An 18,640-nucleotide genomic window follows, 5' to 3' on the forward strand; every position below is an offset into this window, starting at 1 on the left:
TAGATGGCATATCAAATCGGTTTACCAGGCGTCACAGAAGAGAGATTACAAGAGGTAGAAGCAGAACTCGGCTTCGAGCTTCCAAAAGAACTACGAAGTAGGTACAAGCACGAAAATAAATTTAGCATCGGCGAATGGGAGTTTCATCCGATCAAGGACGAGCAATATATCAAGCGGACATGGGACGACCTTGTTCGTGTTAACACGACGGATGCGGAGGACTACCCATCCGGTTTCTTACGAATTGCCAGTGACGGAACAGGTGACGAACTCGGATATCAGCTTCTGGACACAGAGACGATCGTCTTGTGGGACCACGAAGAACAAGAACTATTTCCGGTAGCACCGACGTTGAATGCGTTCGTTAAAAAGGAACAACAAATGGAACAGAGTGCGGAACAAGCAGAAGATTTCTTACAGACGGTTGTTGAGACGGGTGCTGTCTATGGTCTATCGAAGTTGGAACAGACGGGCTGGGCGTACTGTCCGTCGAATCAAGAGGAAACGGACGTCCTGTTATTCTTTTCGACGGAAGCGGCGGCAAAAGCACTGCAGACGAAGGAATGGGCGGACTATCATCTGATTCGATTGGATTTAGACTTGTTTATTAACGGTTGGTTACCGAACATGATTGACGACGATCTGTATTGTGGCTTGGATTGGGGACCGGAGCTCGTCGGACTTGAGCTGGATCCAGAAGATGTCCTAGCAGATCTGGAGGGTTAACATGATTCGGACGCTTCGTAAACAAGTCGATGGAATGACAGCCGTTTGGCTCATCTATCGCGATGGACGAAAATTGTATACGTATCACGGTGTCATAAACGAAATTCATCAGGACGATATGAAACAAGCGATGGAAGAGCGCTACTTGTTCCGATATCAAGCGAAACGTCGGATGGATACGTGGATTTCGGAAAAACAGGCAGAAGGATACATATTCGAGGACGTATTCGGACTGACACCGAACCGCAAGAAAAGACAGACGTTCAAGCGTCGAATGATCGGACTCGCGTCTCTGCTGATTAGTGTCGGTTTGTTTCTGGTAGTGATGCCTTTTCTCGTCTCTCCAATTATCATCGCAGTGCTTGCGCTACTTCAAATGGGAATGGTCGTTTTCAGTAAAGACTATTTACCGGGCTGGCTACGCACGGTTTGTTTCATCAGTTGCTGTGTCATGAACGTTGAATACCAAGAGGGGTTATACGCTGGTTTCGCGATTGGAACGGGTACACTCCTGTTGTTTTATGTCCAAAACACATACAATCAAACGGATTTTCTAGCGGAACAGCCGAACCATGCTTCTATTTAAAAACTGCTACAGGAGACCAATTCAATTGATAAGGATGATAATTTAATGATTGTCACGCTCAGTAAACAAGTGGATGGCATCATCTATTTCTGGTTCATGTACCGGGATGGTCGAACAATCCAGATGTATCACGGTGTCACCGAACAATGGAAACTCGATCAGGATGTCAGTGATTCAATTGAAGAACGATATACATTTCGGCGTCAAGCTAAACGACGACTGAAGGAATTGATTGCTGAGAAACAGGCTGAAGGATACAGGCAGGATGATTTTTACAGGATGCAACCCGGACGTAAAGAGCGTGAGAAATTTCACCGCCGGACGTCCTGGCTCGCTTATCTTCTTCTGGGTCTCGGTCTGTTCCAGTTCGTGATACCGTTCACTATATTACCGTTTGTTGTATTAGGTATCGGTATCACTCTGATGTTCTTAGCGTTTCTTAGTAAAGATCAGTTTCCGATGTGGCTACGTGTCATCTGTTTCGTCGATTATTTCTTAATGCATGTCAGTTTTCGGCAAGAGCAGTATTTCCCGCATCTATTTCCGGTTCTGTCGATTGGAACGGGTTTACTCCTCTGGTTTCATCTTCGAAAAACGAGACAACAAATGAAAATGGAGCAATGACATTTTAGAAGGAAATGAAAGATGTCGCTTCTAGATAAGTTACTACAAGAACCTGCCGTTTCTGAGGTACCACGTTTACATAGTGCTCTTCTTGCGAAAGAACGAGGCTTGCGCAAAGCGTGGTTGTTACATATGGAGGGGTTCATTGAAGAAGCGGATACATGATACTTCGAACGACAGCGGACGTTTGTGAGTTGGTTATTATCTACCTGTGAAGGAGAGACAGACGCTTCGTTCCTCTTGATTCATCCGCTAAAAGAACGTCTTCTAAAACCGACTTTGAAGAAGTGGATGAAAGAGTTGCCGGATGACGTCCGACCGTATCGCTGGTATGGTCTTTTCTTTGATGAAGATGACCGTTTCATCTACTTACAAGAGGCGATTACACGAGGGGGAAGACGGGAGCAGTTAGCGATCGAGACGATGATTGATCATCACTTGTATGGACTTTGGTATTCTTTCCACCATCTCGATGATGATTTGTATTTAGGAGAAATAGAAGAGGACGCAGCAACCTTATCAGTGGCTTGGTTACTAATCGAGCAACTCGAAGATGCGCTTTTCAAATCGGAATGTATTAACGAATGGCAGAAGATGAATCAAACCTTAACGGATTGGACTCGTTTCCGGCAAGAGCAAACCACCGGATTCATGGAGTGGCGCATGCAACAAGAATCAAGGGTTGAGTTTGATTAATCCAATGGCATTACCAAGTTAGAAATGTCCTCTCCGTTATATTTAAGAAAGAGGTATTTAACATGAAAAAACTAGGCACGTTTACAAGTCACAAAGGGAATCTGATTGTCTCGGATCCGGCTTTCCTTGAGCCGGATGTAGAATACAACGTGACAATTCCAGTTGAACAAGGTTCGATTTGGACGGTCTTCTATGACGAAGATGAGTTCGAATCAATCAATTTGCTTTACCTAACAGTGAACGAAAAAACGGAGATAGCTCCATCCGATTTCGAACCGCTATCCGATCTAGTCGTCGTCGATTCAGCGCAACTCGTCGTCATGAACACAGCGGATTACGGGAGACGGGAAGCCATCGACTGGGAGATTCGAAATACGCTAGAGTTCGACGAAGAAATCGATCCGTTCTATATCGCAATCTCAGATGAAATGATGGAAGATGAAATCTTCCTGTTTCCGTTCGGTGTCGCCGTTCAGTTAATGGGGGACGGACACTATGAAGTCCTTGTCCGACGGGAAAACGGTGACATGACAGGGATTGCGATCGTCCTCGGAGAACATGAGGCTTTTGAAGAACACGATGACGAGAAAGAAATATCGCTGGAAGACGTTGAAGTTCCACGACTGAATCATCAGAACACTGCTTTACCAGACGATGTCTTTCTTACAAATATCCTTCAGGCGATGCGACTATTTTATGTGAACGATCAAAAATCCTTGAAATACAGTATTCCAATCGAAGGTGAGAAGGTGGAGCACAAGCTGTATTTGTATGATTATTCATCCTCCATCCAAAACTATCAAGTGTCCGTGGAGAGTCCTTGTCCAGAAGCCCGCATCCAAGCATTCGAGATCGATCATTTTGCGATTCCGGAGTGGTATAAAGGTATTTTGAAGGTATGTAACGGTGTACGTTTTACCGAAGAGTTGAACTTATACGGTATACCGCTAACGAGCTGGAACGGGTTATCGCATGAGATCCAGGGCAATCTCTCGGACAGTCTCGATGAATACGCGTTAACCGAGTTCGATGCAATCCGTGACAAGTATTTCTTTTTTGGCTCGTCGTTTAGACAGGACGAATACTATGCAGTATTGAAAGAGCGTCCAGACGAAGCCGTCTATCGCTTCGATTATAGAACGTTGAAACTCAAACCGAAGGCAACGACTTTCCAAGATATCATCCGTGATGCATGGCGCGCGTGTAATCTGAAAGCACTACATAAAAGAATGTGAGGATAATATCATGAAAATAATCTATTCTCGTGAAGACTTACTCGCACTCGAAGATCCCTTTGAATATGAGGTGGGTCTGCCGATTCGCATCAGAGAACTGCCGGCTTCCGTCATCGAAGAGGAGCTTCCGGATAGCCGAGAACAATTGAATCATCTTCTGAAAGAGGGCTATACCTTGGTCATTCAAAAACCGCGAATTCCGAATCCTCCTGTATTCGCGGGGTTACACGTGATATCGGAGAACACGGTCATGAAATTATATGTCTACGAGGCGAATCATTGTGAAGATGCGTTATGGGATGTCCTATCCGAAAATGAATACAATCGGCACTGGGCATATTTTTTACTGAAGAAAATCGAAGGTGTCAGATTCGAATGGCCTTATACGAATGAAGCTCAAAGTTCGCTGAAACTGTCTAATCTCAAAACAAATGAACTCGTACATCTACGATTTGAAACCAATCAAAGCGTAACGTGTCAATGGGAATGAAAAAGGAGATACTTCATGAAAACGTATCTTGAAGAGCATAGCGATGCGACACGCATCTTTCCATGGCTTGCGGATGCGAGTTCATCAATTCGCTGTCTATGTGTGGTCGGTGAGATGCTTTTGTTTCCAGAAGATATCGTCCAGTTCAAACAAATCAGTAGTGAGATGTTCCGTGATGAGCTAGCGAAAAAGCATGCGCTAAGCACGTATCGCTTTTATGTAGTAGTGTGTGTCAGAAATGAGTTTCAGTCCAAAAGAATCTTTGATTATTACAAGCTGTGGCGTCTACTCGAACGAGAAGAGATGCTCGAGGGCTTCACCTCTCGAATAGAAGTACTGGTCCAAGTGGGGAAAGAACCGTACTACGTTGGGATTGCTGAATTTGGTATCGAACAGCTCACAACAGCTATCGAGATGATTAGTGATTCTCCAGCTATGTATACCATTATTTGTGCGAATCATGATCGACCGTCACACTGTCAGGAGTTACTTGATCAGGTGCTCGAGATTGGCTTAACAGAAAGTGGAAACTTACCAGTTGTCGAGATGGTCACGACACTAACCGCACAAGGTTATGCCATCTGCACATGGGGAAGTTCGAGTGAAGAACAGGAACTACAGTGTTTTTATACGGCAGCTTTCTTATAACAATGTAGAAAGAAGGAATTCGATGAGTCTGCGTGGCGTATCGTTTGAAATTCCGAATGAACCGGGACGTGTCTTGCTCGACATATTAAGTGCGATTGAAATGAAGGCGTATGATTGGTTTCTTCGTAACTTTGATTTTCCGATCCAAACCATGGGTGGGGAGTTGTATGACAGTTTAGAAGAGTTTTCAATCGATCGGATAGCGACAGGACATGAACTAGCGAAATGGCTAAGGGGACCAAGCAATTACTTGATCTTTGCTGAATTGTTTGCATTTCAAAGTGGTCAGACTGAAGAAGTGGGAACAAGTTATGAGTGGTTTCAGGAAAGCAATTGTCAAATCGCGATTTTGGTATATGACTGCATGTACGTCGATATCTATTGCAAGGAGCAGCACGTATCTGAAGCATTTTATGAGAATGCGATGAAACGTGGGTATACCGGAATCAAGTGGGTGACCGATGACAATGATCCTCGGACTCGTTTGTCGGTATGGGCTGAATAAGACACTGTTCAGACGAACAGATGTAAAAGCTAAACGTTCAAGATAAGAGACATGAACTACGAACTGTTGATGGAGGAGCGAAACTACTCATGATCCAACTGACAAAACAAAACGGCTCGGATACGCTCTACCAAACAATCTATACAGAGGGACGCCTCATCGTTCAACATCAAGGAATCGTTGGAGCGTGGGTGAAAGCAGAAAACGTAAAGCAAATGCGTGTCTCGCGCTTCAAACGATTAGGTGTACAGATTTTGCAGCTGATCGAGAAGTTTGAACGTCAAGGCTATCGCGAGCTGAACGAGACAGATTACCGGGAATTAATCGTCCAGTTTTCTTATGAAAAGGATCAGGAAGAAACAGCGCTCGAGCGACGTTACATGATGGAAGAAGTAATCAATGATGGTTTGCTTCATACGGGGAACGGCTACTGCGAAGGGGGAGATATCGGTAGCGGTACGACGAATATCTTTTACCATGTCCTTGATGTCGAGGCAGCCATTGCACTAATTTTTGAAGAGACGAAAGCACGCGATGTACAAGACGAACCAAAAATTGCAGTACAAGAAGGAGCAGCGTACACCGTTCTATATCCTCAAGGAGCGACGTTCGATTTGATTGGTGAAGGTAAACCATGGAGCTGGATTCCGATGACGCAAGCGGAGGACGAGAAGATATGGCACGTCATTGATCAACAATTTCAATTCGCACCCAGTACGACAGTTTTCCCCTCATACCATGCCCCGAGTCCGTTCATTACATACGAAGTGGATTATGAAAAAAGCGAAGAAATCGAGCAAACGTTAAAGCGTATTCTGATCGAGCTAAGTGTTGAAGGAGAACGCGTCATGGCGCTCGATTGGAATCATCAAGGGTATTGGATCGACCCAAGACATCCGTTTCTTCGCAATGAAGAAGGAGACTGGATGATTCCAGCAGTTCCAGATGGCGATTACTCCTTTTTCATCGCTCGTGATTTTCGCTGGGGATATCTCGGTCACCCGTGGGAGGGTAGCATCACGTTGTTTGGAGAAGACATGATCTCTGCGTTTCAAAGAACGGAGAGTTTTTCGAATGAAATCCGAAGAGGATAAAAGGAGGACCGGAAGTGAGAACACCATACGACGAGTATCACGGAACCGCATTATGGCAGGTCATCTCGGAGACAATCAATGAATTAGTTGACAATGATGATCTTGAAGAACGGACGACGCATGAACATATCGTGGGCTATCTTTGTAGCAAACTAGAAGGTCGGATGAAAGATGAAAAATAAGAATAGGATGCTACTTGACCGAAACGAGTGGATCGATGTGTTCCGGGAACTGCTACCACGCGATGATTGGCAAGACCTCGTCCGTCTTCAAGTAAGTCAGCATTCGTATCCATTTGAAGTAAAGTTACTGGAACGACCACTCAAGCAGAATCCAAACATCGACGATTTTTCAGATTGGACGGTCCGATCTCACATGATTATGACCGACGACTCAAAGCTTGAAAGATTTCTCGAACACCTTGTCATCGAACAGCAGGAAATGGCGACTAAAGCAGAAGTGACGCTCATTATCCAAAAACAAGGACAAGGAATCGTCCGAGTCACGAACGATTGTGTCTCGATGTATGGAGTCGCGTATGAGGAGCTTGATGACGTTGGAACAGAGTATGAGAACTTTTTCGATGCAGTTTTACCGCATGTCACGTTTCCAGTCGAGATTGTCTTTTGTGGTCGGGATGTTCTAGATAATGATGGTTCGATTCACGTGTTGACGTTGCACGACTCCAATTGGCAAGCGGTATTTGAAGAATGTTTATTGCATTTGCTGAATCGAAAAGAATTCACGCCAGGATTTTTTTCGAGAGATGCACGTCCCGCACGGCAAACGCTTGAAGACTTCATGTCTGAATTCTCGTTATTGATGCCCTATAACTTCATCGTGACCCGCGATGCAACGAATCGATTTGGCATGCTCGATCACTTTTGTACGAATGGAAAGATCGCTCATTTTGGAAAGATGGACGATCGAAAGACGTTTTTCAACTAACGATGGAAACATCATACATAAGGAGGAAGCATAATGAGCTTAGCGTCATATATTTGTATGGAGAGACAAATTCCTGAACAGTATCTCAATTTATATGAAGAAGATGAGACCGTTCCTTTATATATCGGTCCCTGTTTTGCGGATGAAGACTGTCTGTATGAAGTAAAAACGAAGCATTTTCACAAATGGTATGTATATGAAATTTCGAGTAACTGGGGCATCGAGATCGTTGAACCTTTTGATTCTGAAATTGCACTGGAGTCGAAAGAAAAGCTACGTTATCTGTTTACGTTCATGAATGACTTCTTAGACGAGGGTGAATCGTTCGAATTGTATACATGTTGGATTGGGGAAGAGTACTATCCAAAAGTAAAAAGTATGACACTATCTTTGGAACTTGATCAGTTAGAAGACATTGAGATTCCTGAAAGAACGCATATTTTGATCACGAAACAGAGTAAAAACTAAAAAGCCGCTGATCCACAGCGGCTTCAGTTTATTTGGTTCACCCTTGTGCATAGACGATATCTGCGATGGCGTGGACTTGCGTAAGTATTGACTCAGGATTATTGTAATGAATTAGGCGAGGTGACAGAAGCAGTCTTATGGCTTCGGTGGGCGATTTTTGAATATGAACGCTGTAATTAGAAGCAAGTAATCATAAATTTTAATGGAGATTTATTTAATGAATTATCTTGATCATTTAGAACAGCATTGCGGAGAATTCACGGAAGCATTTCCAATCGAGGAACTTGAACGAAAGAACGTCCAAATCTTGAAACTCAAAGATGCACCATTTAATGAAACCTATACGATTGCATCCCTTGGATTACTTTTTCATCCACTCCAAATGGAAGACGGTTCACTGATGCATCAAGAAATAATGATGTCAGCGGAACAACCAGACGTTCAGGATGAGATCATTTTTCTACTCTGGCAATTGGCTGAATACGCTATGAGAACAGGACATGCATTTGATGCAGCAGAGTATTATCCACTCCCTGAAGGAATATTTGAAAAGTATCAGTTCTCCTCTGTTTATGTTACAAGTCCTGTGTACTTTGATGAATCCTTCTTCCTATTTGAAACAGATTCTAATGTTGGGAATGAGCCAGATACCGTATTGCCAGTCTGGTTCGTACCGATTTTTGAATCTGAGGAGAAATATATTGAAAAACACGGAGCGGATCAATTTGAAGATCTTTTGTTTGAGACAGATGAGTTAGTAGATTTTAACCGTAAACCTTTAATCTAAAGAAAGTAAAGAAGCAAAAACACCTCTGATGTTAGTACTTTTTTTTAAGTGTACTATTCAAGAGGTGTTTCGTATTTCCTCAAAATTTAAGACTAGATCACTTTAAACGTACGTAAGTTCTAGTCATCTTATTTATAGATATCCCTACGATGTCCGATTTCAAGAATCAAGATTATGACTTTTTCATCTTGGATGTCAGCAATCAGACAATAGTCGCCGATGCGATTCCGCCATTCACCTGAGTGGTGCGATATGAGTCCTTTACCATGACGACACCGATTATCCGTTCCAACAAGGTTCTTCTTGATCCAGGACATGATGATCCGCGCCTTTTGGGGGATTCATCTTCTTGAGAGACCTTTGAGCTCCGCGCTCAAATTCTACTGTATATGCTATCATTTTAAACCGAGTTCCTTCATCATGGCGTCGAAAGAGATCGCTTTTGATTTTTTACGGTGCACTGATATGGAATCATGATAGAGTTGTAAATCGATTTCGCCTTCGATGTAGTCGAGGGCGGCATCGCGAACTAGTGTAGAAATCGTGATGTTCTTTGCCTTCGCATATTCCTTGATGAGTCGTGTATCCTCTTCATCCAGACGTACAGAAATGGTACTCATGATTATCAACTCCTTTGTAATACATTGAAATACAAATTAAGGTTTTAGTATATAGAATTAGTCGATAATCTTGAATAATGACTCCTTGAAGGCTGAAATTTGAATTGTAAATATTTCAGATGGGTACGATTAAATCTAAAAAAAGTGAATGAAATCATATTCAAATTGAAGTAAACATAGTCATTTGTCTTTGTTTTGACCATGTTTAGGGAGGCGATGATCATTATAAGTTCTTTCATTCTCCTCGTTTGCGAAAACAGGATATGCATCAGACGGCGCCGTGTATCTATTACAAGAAAACAAAAAATGTTTAAAATTGAAGAAAGATCAAGATACAGATCTGTTTAAAGCAGCTGTACCTTGATCTTTTTTTTGTCATAGATATTGGTCCATATTAAGATGTTATTGAGCTCGGTAGAGAAATTTCCCTAGGACACGTAAGCTGTTCTTGTTATTTCATCTGTCTGTTTTTTATGGAATATATCAAAAATATACTTTTCTCACTGAAGTAACTTTTGGTATTTGTATCCTTTCAAAAGATCAGCTTCACCTTTAAAGGACCATTCCTCTATTTTAGAATCTGGATGTAATTTAAAATAATGATTGAGGATATCGTGTCCTAAATTGTAGTTACTCCACCGGGGGATGTCTTTTTGAGGACTACCGCCTACGAGGTCCTCGTAAGTAGCTTCACCAGTTTGAATCAACTTTGCGACATGTTTGATTGTCGTATCATCCATGGGTTCATCCCACGGGGCCTTCACATTTTTTAAGACTCGATCAGCAAAAGCATCTGCTTTTCCCTCAACAATGACCGAATCGAGTAATTTATTCATCTGATATTCTGGTCTATCTTGAAGGATTAAATGATGGTATTCATGTGCAACGGTATAGGCGAGAGCATCCTTATCAAAATCTTCCGCCAGATAGAGCACGACCGCATCTTTGTACGTTCCTGCTGCTACTCCACCCATCGGTTCGGTCATCGTCGTATATTCCGAGTTAATCGGTACGATGAAAATCGTACTCTTTTTCTTTGGAAGGACTTTATGCGCAGCAGTGTAGTTTTTTGTGATGATTTTTTTAATCTCGTCTTGTCGTTCTTCCAGAGCATCGATTCGATCAAGCAGTGCTTGCTGATAAGCAGTCGATTGCAGCATGAAGAAACCTTTTAAAGAAGTAGTATCAAAATCTTCTTTTTCACCCGTTTTATCGATATCGTTTAGAACATATTTTATGTAATTTTGTTTACTCACTTCAATATCATTATCTTTTAGTGAAGCTTTTAAGTATTTTTGATAGGGGGAGTAAAGAGGAACGATATTCACTTCACTGTCATTGTTGATTTCAATGGACTCCGATTTAAATTTTTCGCTTTGACTTTCTTCTGAACATGCGGTTAAAACGACTAAAGGAACACATAAAAAAGGTATAAGTATTCTTTTCAACATATAATCATCCCTTCAACACATACATGAATATCCTGGAATATTATTTAAAAAATAAATAATCACTATAATAAAGATAACATTCTGTCTCTTTATAGTCAAAATATGTAATTTTAGAGTCGAAAATACATGTGTTATGTTTCTATATACTAAGTGAAGGGATAAGAACTATTACTACTTGTCTTAGACAGGATGTCTATCTCTTCGACCTTCATGTAAGTAAAAAAGCCACCTAGTACGGTGACTTTTTTACTTACATCTACAGCTTTATGAATGTGGAACACTCAATTCTTCTGCTTTTCGTTAAAAACTCTTCATGGATACCTGTGACACCGTTTTGCGCCCAATTTCCTGGGGGCATTTCTCGAATAAGAATCAATATCTTATCTCCCGGTGCATGGGTGAAAAGCGAGAGAACTTCAGTTAACTTATTCACCCAAGCATCTTTTGTTTCTTGATCGAACGTATCCCACACATCGATCGTCAAGATAGCCATTCCTACGACCGGAGTGGCGTCAGTTGCATAAGACGTTCGTGTCTGCCAATTTGTTATGCGACTATCGGAAGAAAAGGTTGGGTCGGATGCCATGGCACCCGCTTTTCCAAAGTTTTCTGGTTTTTGTTCGTGAATCATGACTCGAATCTTGTCAGGAATCATGTTCAGTGTCTCGACCGTTGTATTCGTCAGTTGATGGATGAGTTGTCGTTTCGTATCACGTGACATCACTGGCCAAGTATTTAGAGAAAGTAATGGCATCAGAGCACCTCCCGTTCGTTTAGATAAGTACGCAATGCATTTACTACGATCTCATGATCTTCTTCAGGAGTTAACCCTGAAACGGTGATCATTCCGACAATCAGTCCACCATCGAGTATGATCGGGAAAGAACCACCGAAAGCAGCAAAGCTTGAGTCTAATCGATGTTCCTCGTTATACGTCATCTCACTACGTGCAGATCGTAATTGCATGAAGTAAGAACTGTGAAGATGGTAGTCGACGACTCGTTTTTTTCGTTCGATCCATTCGCCGTTGATACGGGTCGTACCTGGCATCTTATAATGGAACATCGACGTACCATTGACGGTAATATCAATGGCGATGGATACGTTGTTTTTCTGTGCTTCTTGAATCAAGGTCAATCCTAACGGAAAGATATCATCGTGTGCGAATCGCTTAAAACGTAAAGTATGTTCTTCCTGTTGTGTTTGTTGTATCAAGTCTTCGATCGACATCGATAAGCTCCTTTTCAGAGAAGATAGAGTCTCTGTATTGATTAAAAGTCAAACGTATCTGGATCCGGTCCACTCCGAAGATTCTCATTCAATTGGTTTAATCGTTCCATATCTTCTGGAAGGATTTCGAAATCAGTGATGCGCAGATTTTCTTGCATCCGTGAAGGCGTCATGGACTTAGGAATCGTGATGATGCCCTGCTGAATATCCCATCGTAGAATGATTTGAGCAGCTGATTTTTTGTATTGTGTAGCGAGCTCCTGAATGACCTCATTTTCTAGAAGTTCCGCATTCATAAGCGGTGACCAGGCTTCAATTTGAATCCCATGTTCACTGCAGAATTGACGCAACTCTGACTGAGTTAGCTTCGGATGGAGTTCGATTTGATTGACGACAGGTATGATGGATGCATGTTGCAGTAAGTCTTCGAGATGGTGGATTTGAAAATTACTCACACCAATCGCGCGGACCTTGTCCGTTTGAACCAATTCTTCAAGTGCTTTCCAAGGAGCTTGATACTTGGCTTTCCCTGGCCAATGGATCAAGTAGAGATCGAGGTACTCCAACTGCATTTTTTCTAAGGATTCTGCGTAAGCAACAAGTGTTTCTTCATATGATCCATGTGCATTCCAGACTTTTGATGTCACGAATAGTTCTTCGCGTGTTACGAGTCCTTCTTCGATAGCTTTCGCAATGCCTCTGCCGACACTTTGTTCGTTACCATAGATGGCTGCAGTATCGATACTACGATAGCCTTCGCGAATCGCAGTAACGACCGCTTGCTCGAGATCCGCACCGTCCTCGACACGAAATACGCCATATCCGACTTGTGGCATGTCCACGCCATTGTTTAACCGTACTGTAGAGATTTTCATATTCATCTAGCTCCTTTATCAAAATTACAGCAAAAAAATCATGCTGTCTGTGTGACATCATCATATCGGGAGCAATCAGAAATAAGAAGACGGCACTTTAAAGTTCCATAGTCACCAAAAAGTGACTTTTCCTAAATCACAGGGGCGAGGGAAGTAAAAAAAATCAAACAGCAAACAGCCCTGCATTCGAAAATGCAGGGCTGTTTAGGGAAGTACAGAAAAATTAACAGCTATTCTTCAAGTGTTCATTTTGGAGATGTTGCTCTCCCCAGTCACATAAGACATCCATGGTCGATTTTAATGATCGTCCATAGTCCGTTAACTCATATTCGACCTTAGGTGGAGCTTGGTGATAGATGACACGTCGAATGACACCGTCCTGTTCTAATTCTCTTAATTGCTGGACCAGCATTTTTTGAGAGACATTCGGCATGAGGCGTTTCAACTCACTCGTCCGGTACTTATCTTTAAACAAGTGGCACAAGATGACGACTTTCCATTTCCCGCCGATTACTTTTAAAGCAGCTTCGACAGGAATACTAAATTTACTCAACACGATAACTCCTTTATCCATAAAATTAAAATACAATGACTGATTCCTTCGTTAAAAGAATTACCAAAACGAAATATAGCATAAGTTGTACTTTATTCAAAAGAAGTGAACTCGTATGACTATATCAACTAGTACTGAGCATTACTCGTGTTGTAAAGCATGACGTTAGCAAAATATCCGATGTAAATTTTCTTAGACGTAGCTGTACGTTATTTTATTTTGTTGCCTCTGCTTCATACTTTTCTAAAAATTCATCAACAGAGAACTTCTCATTTACTTCACTCGTTGATTTACTCGAGGAAATGGTGTGGGACGGTCCTTTTAAATCATCTGGACTTGATTGGATTTCAAGCACTAATGTATCACCTAAACCCGTTTCAAGCCCACTTCCGAAGTTAAAAGTTCGTGTTACATAAGCTTCAGCGTAATTTCGTTGATTTTCGGAGTACACTTTTACGTTAGAAATTTTATAACTAAATGAATGTAGCTGTTTTTTATCCACTTTTGTACTAGATAGAAAAATTAATACAGCCTCGTCGCGTGAAGATAATCTCGATTGATTGGTGTGTGCTAACGGTGTATTGTTTAAAAAATCTGCCTTTTGTTGCTCCAGGACTTTCGTGAAAAAAGTGAAGGCTTGCTCCTTTGAAATCGTGCTTTCAGATTTTTCCTGTGAAATATTAGAAGTCGCTATTGCGTTACTGATCAAAAAGCCAGAAGATAGAAGTACACCTAAAGAGAGTGATAATAAAATAGTTTTCTTCAATATCAAAACCTCTTTCTGTTGTATGGATAATGTTACTATATAACAAAAAAAACCAAAAAAGGAAAGGTTGAAAAAGATGGGTAAATCGAATTCTAAGAAAAAGAACAGAAAGAAAATAGTCCTGATATGTTTCGGAACGCTAGCTATCATCGTACTACTCATGCCGATCCTATCACCGGTTCTGTTTACGGATGCTTCGCCGAGAGGTGCTCTAAGACACCAACTTTATAAAGAAGGCTATTTCTATCAAAGTTACTTTGCAATCATTACGGAACAAGATCCACAAGCGGAGCGTTACCATATGTTTTGGTACCATTGGAAAAGTGAAACAGGCGGAACTCCTTTTGTCTGTTATTCGAAGAAGGTGAGTGAAGAAAAGTATGCGGTCTCTTGTGGTACAGGTCCATGACCTGATTTTTTCGGACAAGAATCTTACATAAGAAAAGTGAATACATCAATGCGAAATAGGAGTGCAGACTGGTGCGATGGAAGCGTACATAGTTTTGCACTCCTTTTGTGAAAAATCGAGATATAAAAGAAAAAATCATACGCCAAACATCATAAATATAGACCAGACATAGAAAAATTCCAATGAAACTTAATAAAGGAAAATATCGTAATTAATAGTTGTATAATAACTTCATGAAACAAATATATTCAAAGAATACATATGTCGGAGGAGACGTCGATGGTGGTACCGTTTCTTGGACTTGGTGTCGGGATATTCTTGTTGACGTTAGGCATCTATTTCATCCGCTCAAAGTATGCGAAAAAGACACCGTTAGAAGGACACGGGGATAGTGTCGACACGGTAGATTCATTCGTACTCAGTATCATTTTGTCAATTGGCGTCATCCTATTTTGTTCGTTGACCGTCAGACATTATGGTTACGTCTGTGTCTTAGGTGGACTGTTCATACTATACGCTGTCAGCGCAGCATGGTGAGACCTATAAGAATGTAGAAAGTAAGATAAAGGGAGCACAAATCATGATTCAATTAGTAAAACAAATCGACGATCGTGTGCATCACATCGTCTTTCACCAAGAGGGGCGCACTTTATTCTGCCGGGAAGGTGTTGCCCGAAAAGAGCAGGCAATCGATAGCGGGGATACGATGGAAACGAATGAAGAGTCCGCAACGAAGCGGATTGTTTTCAAAAATCCGTTCCTCGCGTATCGGCAGAAAAAAACGTGGGTCCGTGAAAAGTTAGACGATGGATACATCCGGTCACCTTTTGCTCTGTCTGAAGCGATGGATTTTCGAGCCGACCGACGAATCATAAAGTTGCGTATTTTAAGCGCTCTATTGATCTTATTCAGTGGATTACTGACGCTGACTGATATCTTGCCGATTCCAGGATACATAACACTCGTCGTTCTGATGATTTTCTGGCCGATGCATCTCGAAGGAAAATCTGCACGTACTCGCATGTATCGCTGGTCAGGAGCACTTTTCATGTTCGCCTTAGCGGGCTCATCAAAAAACTATTTATCACCAATCAATCTCTCGATTAACGGATCGGTCTGTCTCATTTCAGGGTTCATTCTCCTGTTATATGCGTCAGGACAATTACAGGAACTTGCGACGAAAGGAATCACATATCATGACGAATCGACAAACGAAGGTGATTGAACTCAAGCGCGACAATGGTCAAGCGACCGACTACTGGGTCAGTTACCGGATGGGGCGCACGCTGTATCAGGTATCCGTGCAAGAGCAAGCGGATGGTCAAACGGATGAAGGGGAGGTCGTCAAAGAACGTTTTCCGTTTTATTTCGGGATGAAGAAACGAATGCTTGAGTTAGCGGAAGCGAAAGAAGCCCTTGGTTTTCGACCATTGACCGAAGCGGAGAAAGCAGCGCCCGTCATCGAGGAAGAGGAAGCGCAGCTCGATCCTGCTTTCTTTAAGCCCGCTATTCGATACGCTTGGTTGATGCTTGGTCTCGGCATTCTTCTCTTCCTCCTTCCTTCGCCGATCCTGAACGGACTCGCGTTCGGACTTGGCTTATACATTTGGTATGAGACGTTCAGACAGCCAGGAATACCGCGCAACTATCAAAGGTATTTTCACGGGATGCTTGCGGGATTGACAATCTTACAGGTGCTATCGGCGATTGAGTTGGAGCGATTTACACACCCATATTATGCGACAATTTGTGTGCTATCTGCGATCGTATTGGTGTTGCTCGTCGTTCAGCACCGTTTGAAAGAAACCGATCAAATCGGTCAGGAGGAAAGTGTTCGGGTTAGGAAAATGAAAGACTATTCTGATTTGGATCTTTAAAAACTTATTTGCTTAACTTTCATAAGGCTAGAAGAGTTTGTATTGCTGTAAAATATAGGTATCAATCGCATTCAATCAGCCTATTGAAAAGGAGAGTAAATCATGGATGTACAATGGAACGATAAGACTATCCTTGAACTCATACTCATCGTCTGGGTGATCGGTGCCATCATCATCATCGTGAGCCAGGCGCGGAGTAAGAAAAGTTTGAAAGCTAGTCTGATTAGTGGAACAATCATCAATCTTCTTTATACGACGGTCATTTCATTACTGTGGTTTTACACGATTGCTGTCGATGGGATTAGTCAGGTGTTAGTCGTCTATTTCTTCGTCGGCATCTTTACAATCCTTGAGTTTCTATTCGTGATCGTTTTGTTGATCGTCAAACGCAAAAAAACAACGATCTCTTGAAAAGTAAAGAAAGGATAATTAACACTTAAAAAAAGATTTAGTTTACATAATGAAGTAGAAGGAGGCATGTCTCTTCTTCTACTTTTTTTGTAATTATGCAATCGATTGCATTCGTATGCTAATTCAACATCCAGTAAAAGGAATTATATTTCTTGCAAAAAACTAGTTTTTATTTCACACGATTTATGCAAGAATAGAACACAACAAACTGCGAGAATTTTTAGAAAAGTGAATGACTAGACTATTCATCCTTTTGAGTAGAAGAGAGAAGTCATCGTTTTTCGAATTCTAAATAACTTATTTTTTGTAAGCCTGGAGGGGAACGTATGAAAGTGTTGAAGATGTGGAACCAAATCAGTTTAGTGAAACAAATCGCGATTGGCTTGATCGTGGGTATTATTTTAGCCGTCACGATTCCTGAAGCGGCGAAATCCTTGACCATTTTTGGGACTTTATTTATTTCTTCCCTGAAGGCAGTCGCGCCGATTTTAGTCTTTTTCTTAGTTATGGCATCAATCGTGCAGCATAAAAAAGGACAGCAGACGAATATGAAATCGATCATTTTCTTGTATCTGCTTGGGACGTTCCTAGCGGGAGCCATTGCGGTCATCGTTAGTTTCCTTTTCCCAGTGAACATTCGATTAACAGAAGGTGCGGAACAATTGGCTGCTCCGGGGAACACGGTTGAAGTTCTTCAGAAACTCGTCTTAAACATGGTTGATAATCCAGTCAATGCGCTCATCCAAGCGAACTACATTGGCATTCTGACTTGGGCGATCGTGTTAGGAATCGCTTTAAAAAATGCGTCCGATACGACGAAGACATTCATCTCGAATTTCTCTGACGCCATTGCGAAAATGGTCGGATGGGTCATCAAATTGGCTCCTCTTGGTATCATGGGAATCGTCATTGGTTCTGTTACGGAAAACGGTCTTTCTTCATTGCTCGATTACGGGAATTTATTATTGGTATTGATTGGCACGATGCTTGTCGTAGCACTCATTGTTAATCCTCTCATCGTGTTCATCAACGTTCGTCAGAATCCATACCCACTCGTCTTCAAATGTATCCGGGAGAGTGGAATTACCGCTTTCTTCACACGAAGCTCAGCTGCAAACATTCCGGTCAACATGGAATTATGTAAGAAACTTGACCTCGATAAAGAGACGTACGGGATCTCGATTCCGCTCGGTGCCACAATCAATATGGCGGGAGCGGCCATCACGATTTCCGTCTTAACGTTAGCAGCGGTTCATACGCTCGGTATCCCAGTCGACCTTCCGACAGCCATCATCTTGAGTGTTCTCGCTGCCGTTTGCGCATGTGGCGCATCCGGTGTCGCTGGCGGTTCGCTCCTCTTGATTCCGCTCGCATGTAGCTTATTCGGGATTCCGAATGACATTGCGATGCAAGTCGTAGCAGCGGGTGTTCTAGTCAGTGTGTTACAAGATTCGTTTGAGACAGCACTCAACTCGTCAACAGATGTCTTATTCACGGCGACAGCAGAATATCGAAAACGACTTAAAGAGGGAGAAACGCTCTCGATCAATCGTCAGTCGATGAATGAAGATGTATCTGAAAAAGTCGTCAACGGCTGATTAGCTTCTCAATTATCAGCATGATCTAAATAAGAAAAGGCAT

The 18,640-nt window shown here is 42.0% G+C and carries 28 protein-coding genes; 20 read left to right on the plus strand and 8 right to left on the minus strand.

What is annotated here, in order from left to right; translation table 11 throughout:
• The first annotated feature begins 3 nt into the window (after positions 1–3).
• From EXW93_RS06670 to EXW93_RS06735, 14 genes are all read left to right on the plus strand, one after another.
• On the plus strand, positions 4–726 hold the full coding sequence (locus EXW93_RS06670) for a DUF2750 domain-containing protein (RefSeq protein WP_174316194.1): 723 nt from the start codon (positions 4–6) through the stop codon (positions 724–726).
• 1 nt (position 727) lies between these two features.
• Complete coding sequence (locus EXW93_RS06675; protein ID WP_174316195.1) at positions 728–1,312, plus strand: hypothetical protein; 585 nt, start codon at positions 728–730, stop codon at positions 1,310–1,312.
• Positions 1,313–1,357: 45 nt separating this feature from the next.
• Positions 1,358–1,936, plus strand: a complete 579-nt coding sequence (locus tag EXW93_RS06680; RefSeq protein ID WP_035397798.1) for a hypothetical protein — start codon at positions 1,358–1,360, stop codon at positions 1,934–1,936.
• Between the two features lie 21 nt (positions 1,937–1,957).
• Positions 1,958–2,101, plus strand: coding sequence for a hypothetical protein (locus EXW93_RS06685; protein ID WP_158408689.1), 144 nt, complete (start codon positions 1,958–1,960; stop codon positions 2,099–2,101).
• Between the two features lie 24 nt (positions 2,102–2,125).
• Positions 2,126–2,632 (plus strand): hypothetical protein, encoded by a 507-nt coding sequence (locus EXW93_RS06690; RefSeq protein WP_145981735.1) that lies wholly within the window; start codon positions 2,126–2,128, stop codon positions 2,630–2,632.
• 62 nt (positions 2,633–2,694) lie between these two features.
• Positions 2,695–3,867 (plus strand): SMI1/KNR4 family protein, encoded by a 1,173-nt coding sequence (locus tag EXW93_RS06695; protein ID WP_035397796.1) that lies wholly within the window; start codon positions 2,695–2,697, stop codon positions 3,865–3,867.
• Positions 3,868–3,877: 10 nt separating this feature from the next.
• A complete protein-coding gene (locus EXW93_RS06700; protein WP_174316196.1) occupies positions 3,878–4,357 on the plus strand; it encodes a hypothetical protein in 480 nt (159 codons plus the stop codon).
• A 15-nt stretch (positions 4,358–4,372) separates the two neighbouring features.
• Entirely contained in the window at positions 4,373–5,005 is a 633-nt protein-coding gene (locus EXW93_RS06705; RefSeq protein ID WP_174316197.1) for a hypothetical protein, read from the plus strand.
• A 22-nt stretch (positions 5,006–5,027) separates the two neighbouring features.
• Positions 5,028–5,510 (plus strand): DUF2691 family protein, encoded by a 483-nt coding sequence (locus EXW93_RS06710; RefSeq protein ID WP_174316198.1) that lies wholly within the window; start codon positions 5,028–5,030, stop codon positions 5,508–5,510.
• Positions 5,511–5,599: 89 nt separating this feature from the next.
• On the plus strand, positions 5,600–6,604 hold the full coding sequence (locus EXW93_RS16390; protein WP_083639895.1) for a DUF2716 domain-containing protein: 1,005 nt from the start codon (positions 5,600–5,602) through the stop codon (positions 6,602–6,604).
• A 14-nt stretch (positions 6,605–6,618) separates the two neighbouring features.
• Entirely contained in the window at positions 6,619–6,786 is a 168-nt protein-coding gene (locus EXW93_RS06720) for a hypothetical protein (RefSeq protein ID WP_167368361.1), read from the plus strand.
• Complete coding sequence (locus tag EXW93_RS06725; protein ID WP_254606187.1) at positions 6,776–7,552, plus strand: hypothetical protein; 777 nt, start codon at positions 6,776–6,778, stop codon at positions 7,550–7,552. Before EXW93_RS06720 ends, EXW93_RS06725 begins: the two co-directional genes overlap by 11 nt.
• 33 nt (positions 7,553–7,585) lie before the next feature.
• Positions 7,586–8,020 (plus strand): hypothetical protein, encoded by a 435-nt coding sequence (locus tag EXW93_RS06730; RefSeq protein ID WP_058265349.1) that lies wholly within the window; start codon positions 7,586–7,588, stop codon positions 8,018–8,020.
• A gap of 217 nt (positions 8,021–8,237) precedes the next feature.
• Positions 8,238–8,807, plus strand: a complete 570-nt coding sequence (locus EXW93_RS06735) for a suppressor of fused domain protein (protein WP_174316199.1) — start codon at positions 8,238–8,240, stop codon at positions 8,805–8,807.
• Positions 8,808–8,935: 128 nt separating this feature from the next.
• Here EXW93_RS06735 and EXW93_RS06740 read toward each other — a convergent pair whose 3' ends face one another.
• The 8 genes from EXW93_RS06740 to EXW93_RS06775 form a co-directional block, all read right to left on the minus strand.
• Positions 8,936–9,124, minus strand: coding sequence for a type II toxin-antitoxin system RelE family toxin (locus EXW93_RS06740; protein WP_254606188.1), 189 nt, complete (start codon positions 9,122–9,124; stop codon positions 8,936–8,938).
• Between the two features lie 78 nt (positions 9,125–9,202).
• On the minus strand, positions 9,203–9,427 hold the full coding sequence (gene relB / locus EXW93_RS06745) for a type II toxin-antitoxin system RelB family antitoxin (RefSeq protein ID WP_174316200.1): 225 nt from the start codon (positions 9,425–9,427) through the stop codon (positions 9,203–9,205).
• A 500-nt stretch (positions 9,428–9,927) separates the two neighbouring features.
• On the minus strand, positions 9,928–10,878 hold the full coding sequence (locus tag EXW93_RS06750) for a DUF2268 domain-containing putative Zn-dependent protease (RefSeq protein ID WP_174316201.1): 951 nt from the start codon (positions 10,876–10,878) through the stop codon (positions 9,928–9,930).
• Between the two features lie 256 nt (positions 10,879–11,134).
• Complete coding sequence (locus EXW93_RS06755) at positions 11,135–11,632, minus strand: tautomerase family protein (RefSeq protein ID WP_174316202.1); 498 nt, start codon at positions 11,630–11,632, stop codon at positions 11,135–11,137.
• Entirely contained in the window at positions 11,632–12,108 is a 477-nt protein-coding gene (locus EXW93_RS06760; RefSeq protein ID WP_174316203.1) for a heme-degrading domain-containing protein, read from the minus strand. Before EXW93_RS06760 ends, EXW93_RS06755 begins: the two co-directional genes overlap by 1 nt.
• A gap of 41 nt (positions 12,109–12,149) precedes the next feature.
• Complete coding sequence (locus tag EXW93_RS06765) at positions 12,150–12,989, minus strand: aldo/keto reductase (protein WP_174316204.1); 840 nt, start codon at positions 12,987–12,989, stop codon at positions 12,150–12,152.
• A 217-nt stretch (positions 12,990–13,206) separates the two neighbouring features.
• Positions 13,207–13,536 carry a winged helix-turn-helix transcriptional regulator gene (locus EXW93_RS06770; protein ID WP_035397757.1) on the minus strand — a complete coding sequence of 110 codons (330 nt, stop codon included), beginning with the start codon at positions 13,534–13,536 and terminating at the stop codon, positions 13,207–13,209.
• Positions 13,537–13,750: 214 nt separating this feature from the next.
• Entirely contained in the window at positions 13,751–14,302 is a 552-nt protein-coding gene (locus tag EXW93_RS06775; RefSeq protein ID WP_174316205.1) for a hypothetical protein, read from the minus strand.
• Between the two features lie 76 nt (positions 14,303–14,378).
• Here EXW93_RS06775 and EXW93_RS06780 point away from each other — a divergent pair, with 76 nt between their 5' ends.
• From EXW93_RS06780 to sstT, 6 genes are all read left to right on the plus strand, one after another.
• Entirely contained in the window at positions 14,379–14,711 is a 333-nt protein-coding gene (locus tag EXW93_RS06780; protein ID WP_371811121.1) for a hypothetical protein, read from the plus strand.
• Positions 14,712–14,990: 279 nt separating this feature from the next.
• On the plus strand, positions 14,991–15,248 hold the full coding sequence (locus tag EXW93_RS06785) for a hypothetical protein (protein WP_174316206.1): 258 nt from the start codon (positions 14,991–14,993) through the stop codon (positions 15,246–15,248).
• Between the two features lie 43 nt (positions 15,249–15,291).
• Positions 15,292–15,936 carry a hypothetical protein gene (locus EXW93_RS06790; RefSeq protein ID WP_174316207.1) on the plus strand — a complete coding sequence of 215 codons (645 nt, stop codon included), beginning with the start codon at positions 15,292–15,294 and terminating at the stop codon, positions 15,934–15,936.
• Positions 15,908–16,588, plus strand: a complete 681-nt coding sequence (locus tag EXW93_RS06795; RefSeq protein WP_174316208.1) for a hypothetical protein — start codon at positions 15,908–15,910, stop codon at positions 16,586–16,588. The genes EXW93_RS06790 and EXW93_RS06795 overlap by 29 nt, the downstream gene beginning before the upstream one ends.
• 102 nt (positions 16,589–16,690) lie before the next feature.
• Positions 16,691–16,999 carry a hypothetical protein gene (locus EXW93_RS06800; RefSeq protein ID WP_174316209.1) on the plus strand — a complete coding sequence of 103 codons (309 nt, stop codon included), beginning with the start codon at positions 16,691–16,693 and terminating at the stop codon, positions 16,997–16,999.
• A gap of 326 nt (positions 17,000–17,325) precedes the next feature.
• On the plus strand, positions 17,326–18,597 hold the full coding sequence (sstT, locus tag EXW93_RS06805) for a serine/threonine transporter SstT (RefSeq protein WP_023468078.1): 1,272 nt from the start codon (positions 17,326–17,328) through the stop codon (positions 18,595–18,597).
• The last annotated feature ends 43 nt before the right edge of the window (positions 18,598–18,640 follow it).

The organism is Exiguobacterium sp. JMULE1 (assembly GCF_013337175.1).
GTDB lineage: Bacteria > Bacillota > Bacilli > Exiguobacteriales > Exiguobacteriaceae > Exiguobacterium_A > Exiguobacterium_A indicum.

Excerpts from the sequence above, each read along its gene's own strand:
- EXW93_RS06760 (WP_174316203.1), bottom strand. The coding sequence starts at position 12,108 with ATGTCGATCGAAGACTTGATACAACAAACACAACAGGAAGAACATACT.
- EXW93_RS06730 (WP_058265349.1), top strand. The coding sequence starts at position 7,586 with ATGAGCTTAGCGTCATATATTTGTATGGAGAGACAAATTCCTGAACAG.
- EXW93_RS06780 (WP_371811121.1), top strand. The coding sequence starts at position 14,379 with ATGGGTAAATCGAATTCTAAGAAAAAGAACAGAAAGAAAATAGTCCTG.
- EXW93_RS06680 (WP_035397798.1), top strand. The coding sequence starts at position 1,358 with ATGATTGTCACGCTCAGTAAACAAGTGGATGGCATCATCTATTTCTGG.
- EXW93_RS06735 (WP_174316199.1), top strand. The coding sequence starts at position 8,238 with ATGAATTATCTTGATCATTTAGAACAGCATTGCGGAGAATTCACGGAA.
- EXW93_RS06700 (WP_174316196.1), top strand. The coding sequence starts at position 3,878 with ATGAAAATAATCTATTCTCGTGAAGACTTACTCGCACTCGAAGATCCC.
- EXW93_RS06695 (WP_035397796.1), top strand. The coding sequence starts at position 2,695 with ATGAAAAAACTAGGCACGTTTACAAGTCACAAAGGGAATCTGATTGTC.
- EXW93_RS06675 (WP_174316195.1), top strand. The coding sequence starts at position 728 with ATGATTCGGACGCTTCGTAAACAAGTCGATGGAATGACAGCCGTTTGG.
- EXW93_RS06705 (WP_174316197.1), top strand. The coding sequence starts at position 4,373 with ATGAAAACGTATCTTGAAGAGCATAGCGATGCGACACGCATCTTTCCA.
- EXW93_RS06740 (WP_254606188.1), bottom strand. The coding sequence starts at position 9,124 with ATGTCCTGGATCAAGAAGAACCTTGTTGGAACGGATAATCGGTGTCGT.
- EXW93_RS06755 (WP_174316202.1), bottom strand. The coding sequence starts at position 11,632 with ATGCCATTACTTTCTCTAAATACTTGGCCAGTGATGTCACGTGATACG.
- relB (WP_174316200.1), bottom strand. The coding sequence starts at position 9,427 with ATGAGTACCATTTCTGTACGTCTGGATGAAGAGGATACACGACTCATC.
- sstT (WP_023468078.1), top strand. The coding sequence starts at position 17,326 with ATGAAAGTGTTGAAGATGTGGAACCAAATCAGTTTAGTGAAACAAATC.
- EXW93_RS06790 (WP_174316207.1), top strand. The coding sequence starts at position 15,292 with ATGATTCAATTAGTAAAACAAATCGACGATCGTGTGCATCACATCGTC.
- EXW93_RS06795 (WP_174316208.1), top strand. The coding sequence starts at position 15,908 with ATGACGAATCGACAAACGAAGGTGATTGAACTCAAGCGCGACAATGGT.
- EXW93_RS06800 (WP_174316209.1), top strand. The coding sequence starts at position 16,691 with ATGGATGTACAATGGAACGATAAGACTATCCTTGAACTCATACTCATC.
- EXW93_RS06725 (WP_254606187.1), top strand. The coding sequence starts at position 6,776 with ATGAAAAATAAGAATAGGATGCTACTTGACCGAAACGAGTGGATCGAT.
- EXW93_RS06685 (WP_158408689.1), top strand. The coding sequence starts at position 1,958 with ATGTCGCTTCTAGATAAGTTACTACAAGAACCTGCCGTTTCTGAGGTA.
- EXW93_RS16390 (WP_083639895.1), top strand. The coding sequence starts at position 5,600 with ATGATCCAACTGACAAAACAAAACGGCTCGGATACGCTCTACCAAACA.
- EXW93_RS06785 (WP_174316206.1), top strand. The coding sequence starts at position 14,991 with ATGGTGGTACCGTTTCTTGGACTTGGTGTCGGGATATTCTTGTTGACG.
- EXW93_RS06670 (WP_174316194.1), top strand. The coding sequence starts at position 4 with ATGGCATATCAAATCGGTTTACCAGGCGTCACAGAAGAGAGATTACAA.
- EXW93_RS06710 (WP_174316198.1), top strand. The coding sequence starts at position 5,028 with ATGAGTCTGCGTGGCGTATCGTTTGAAATTCCGAATGAACCGGGACGT.
- EXW93_RS06750 (WP_174316201.1), bottom strand. The coding sequence starts at position 10,878 with ATGTTGAAAAGAATACTTATACCTTTTTTATGTGTTCCTTTAGTCGTT.
- EXW93_RS06765 (WP_174316204.1), bottom strand. The coding sequence starts at position 12,989 with ATGAATATGAAAATCTCTACAGTACGGTTAAACAATGGCGTGGACATG.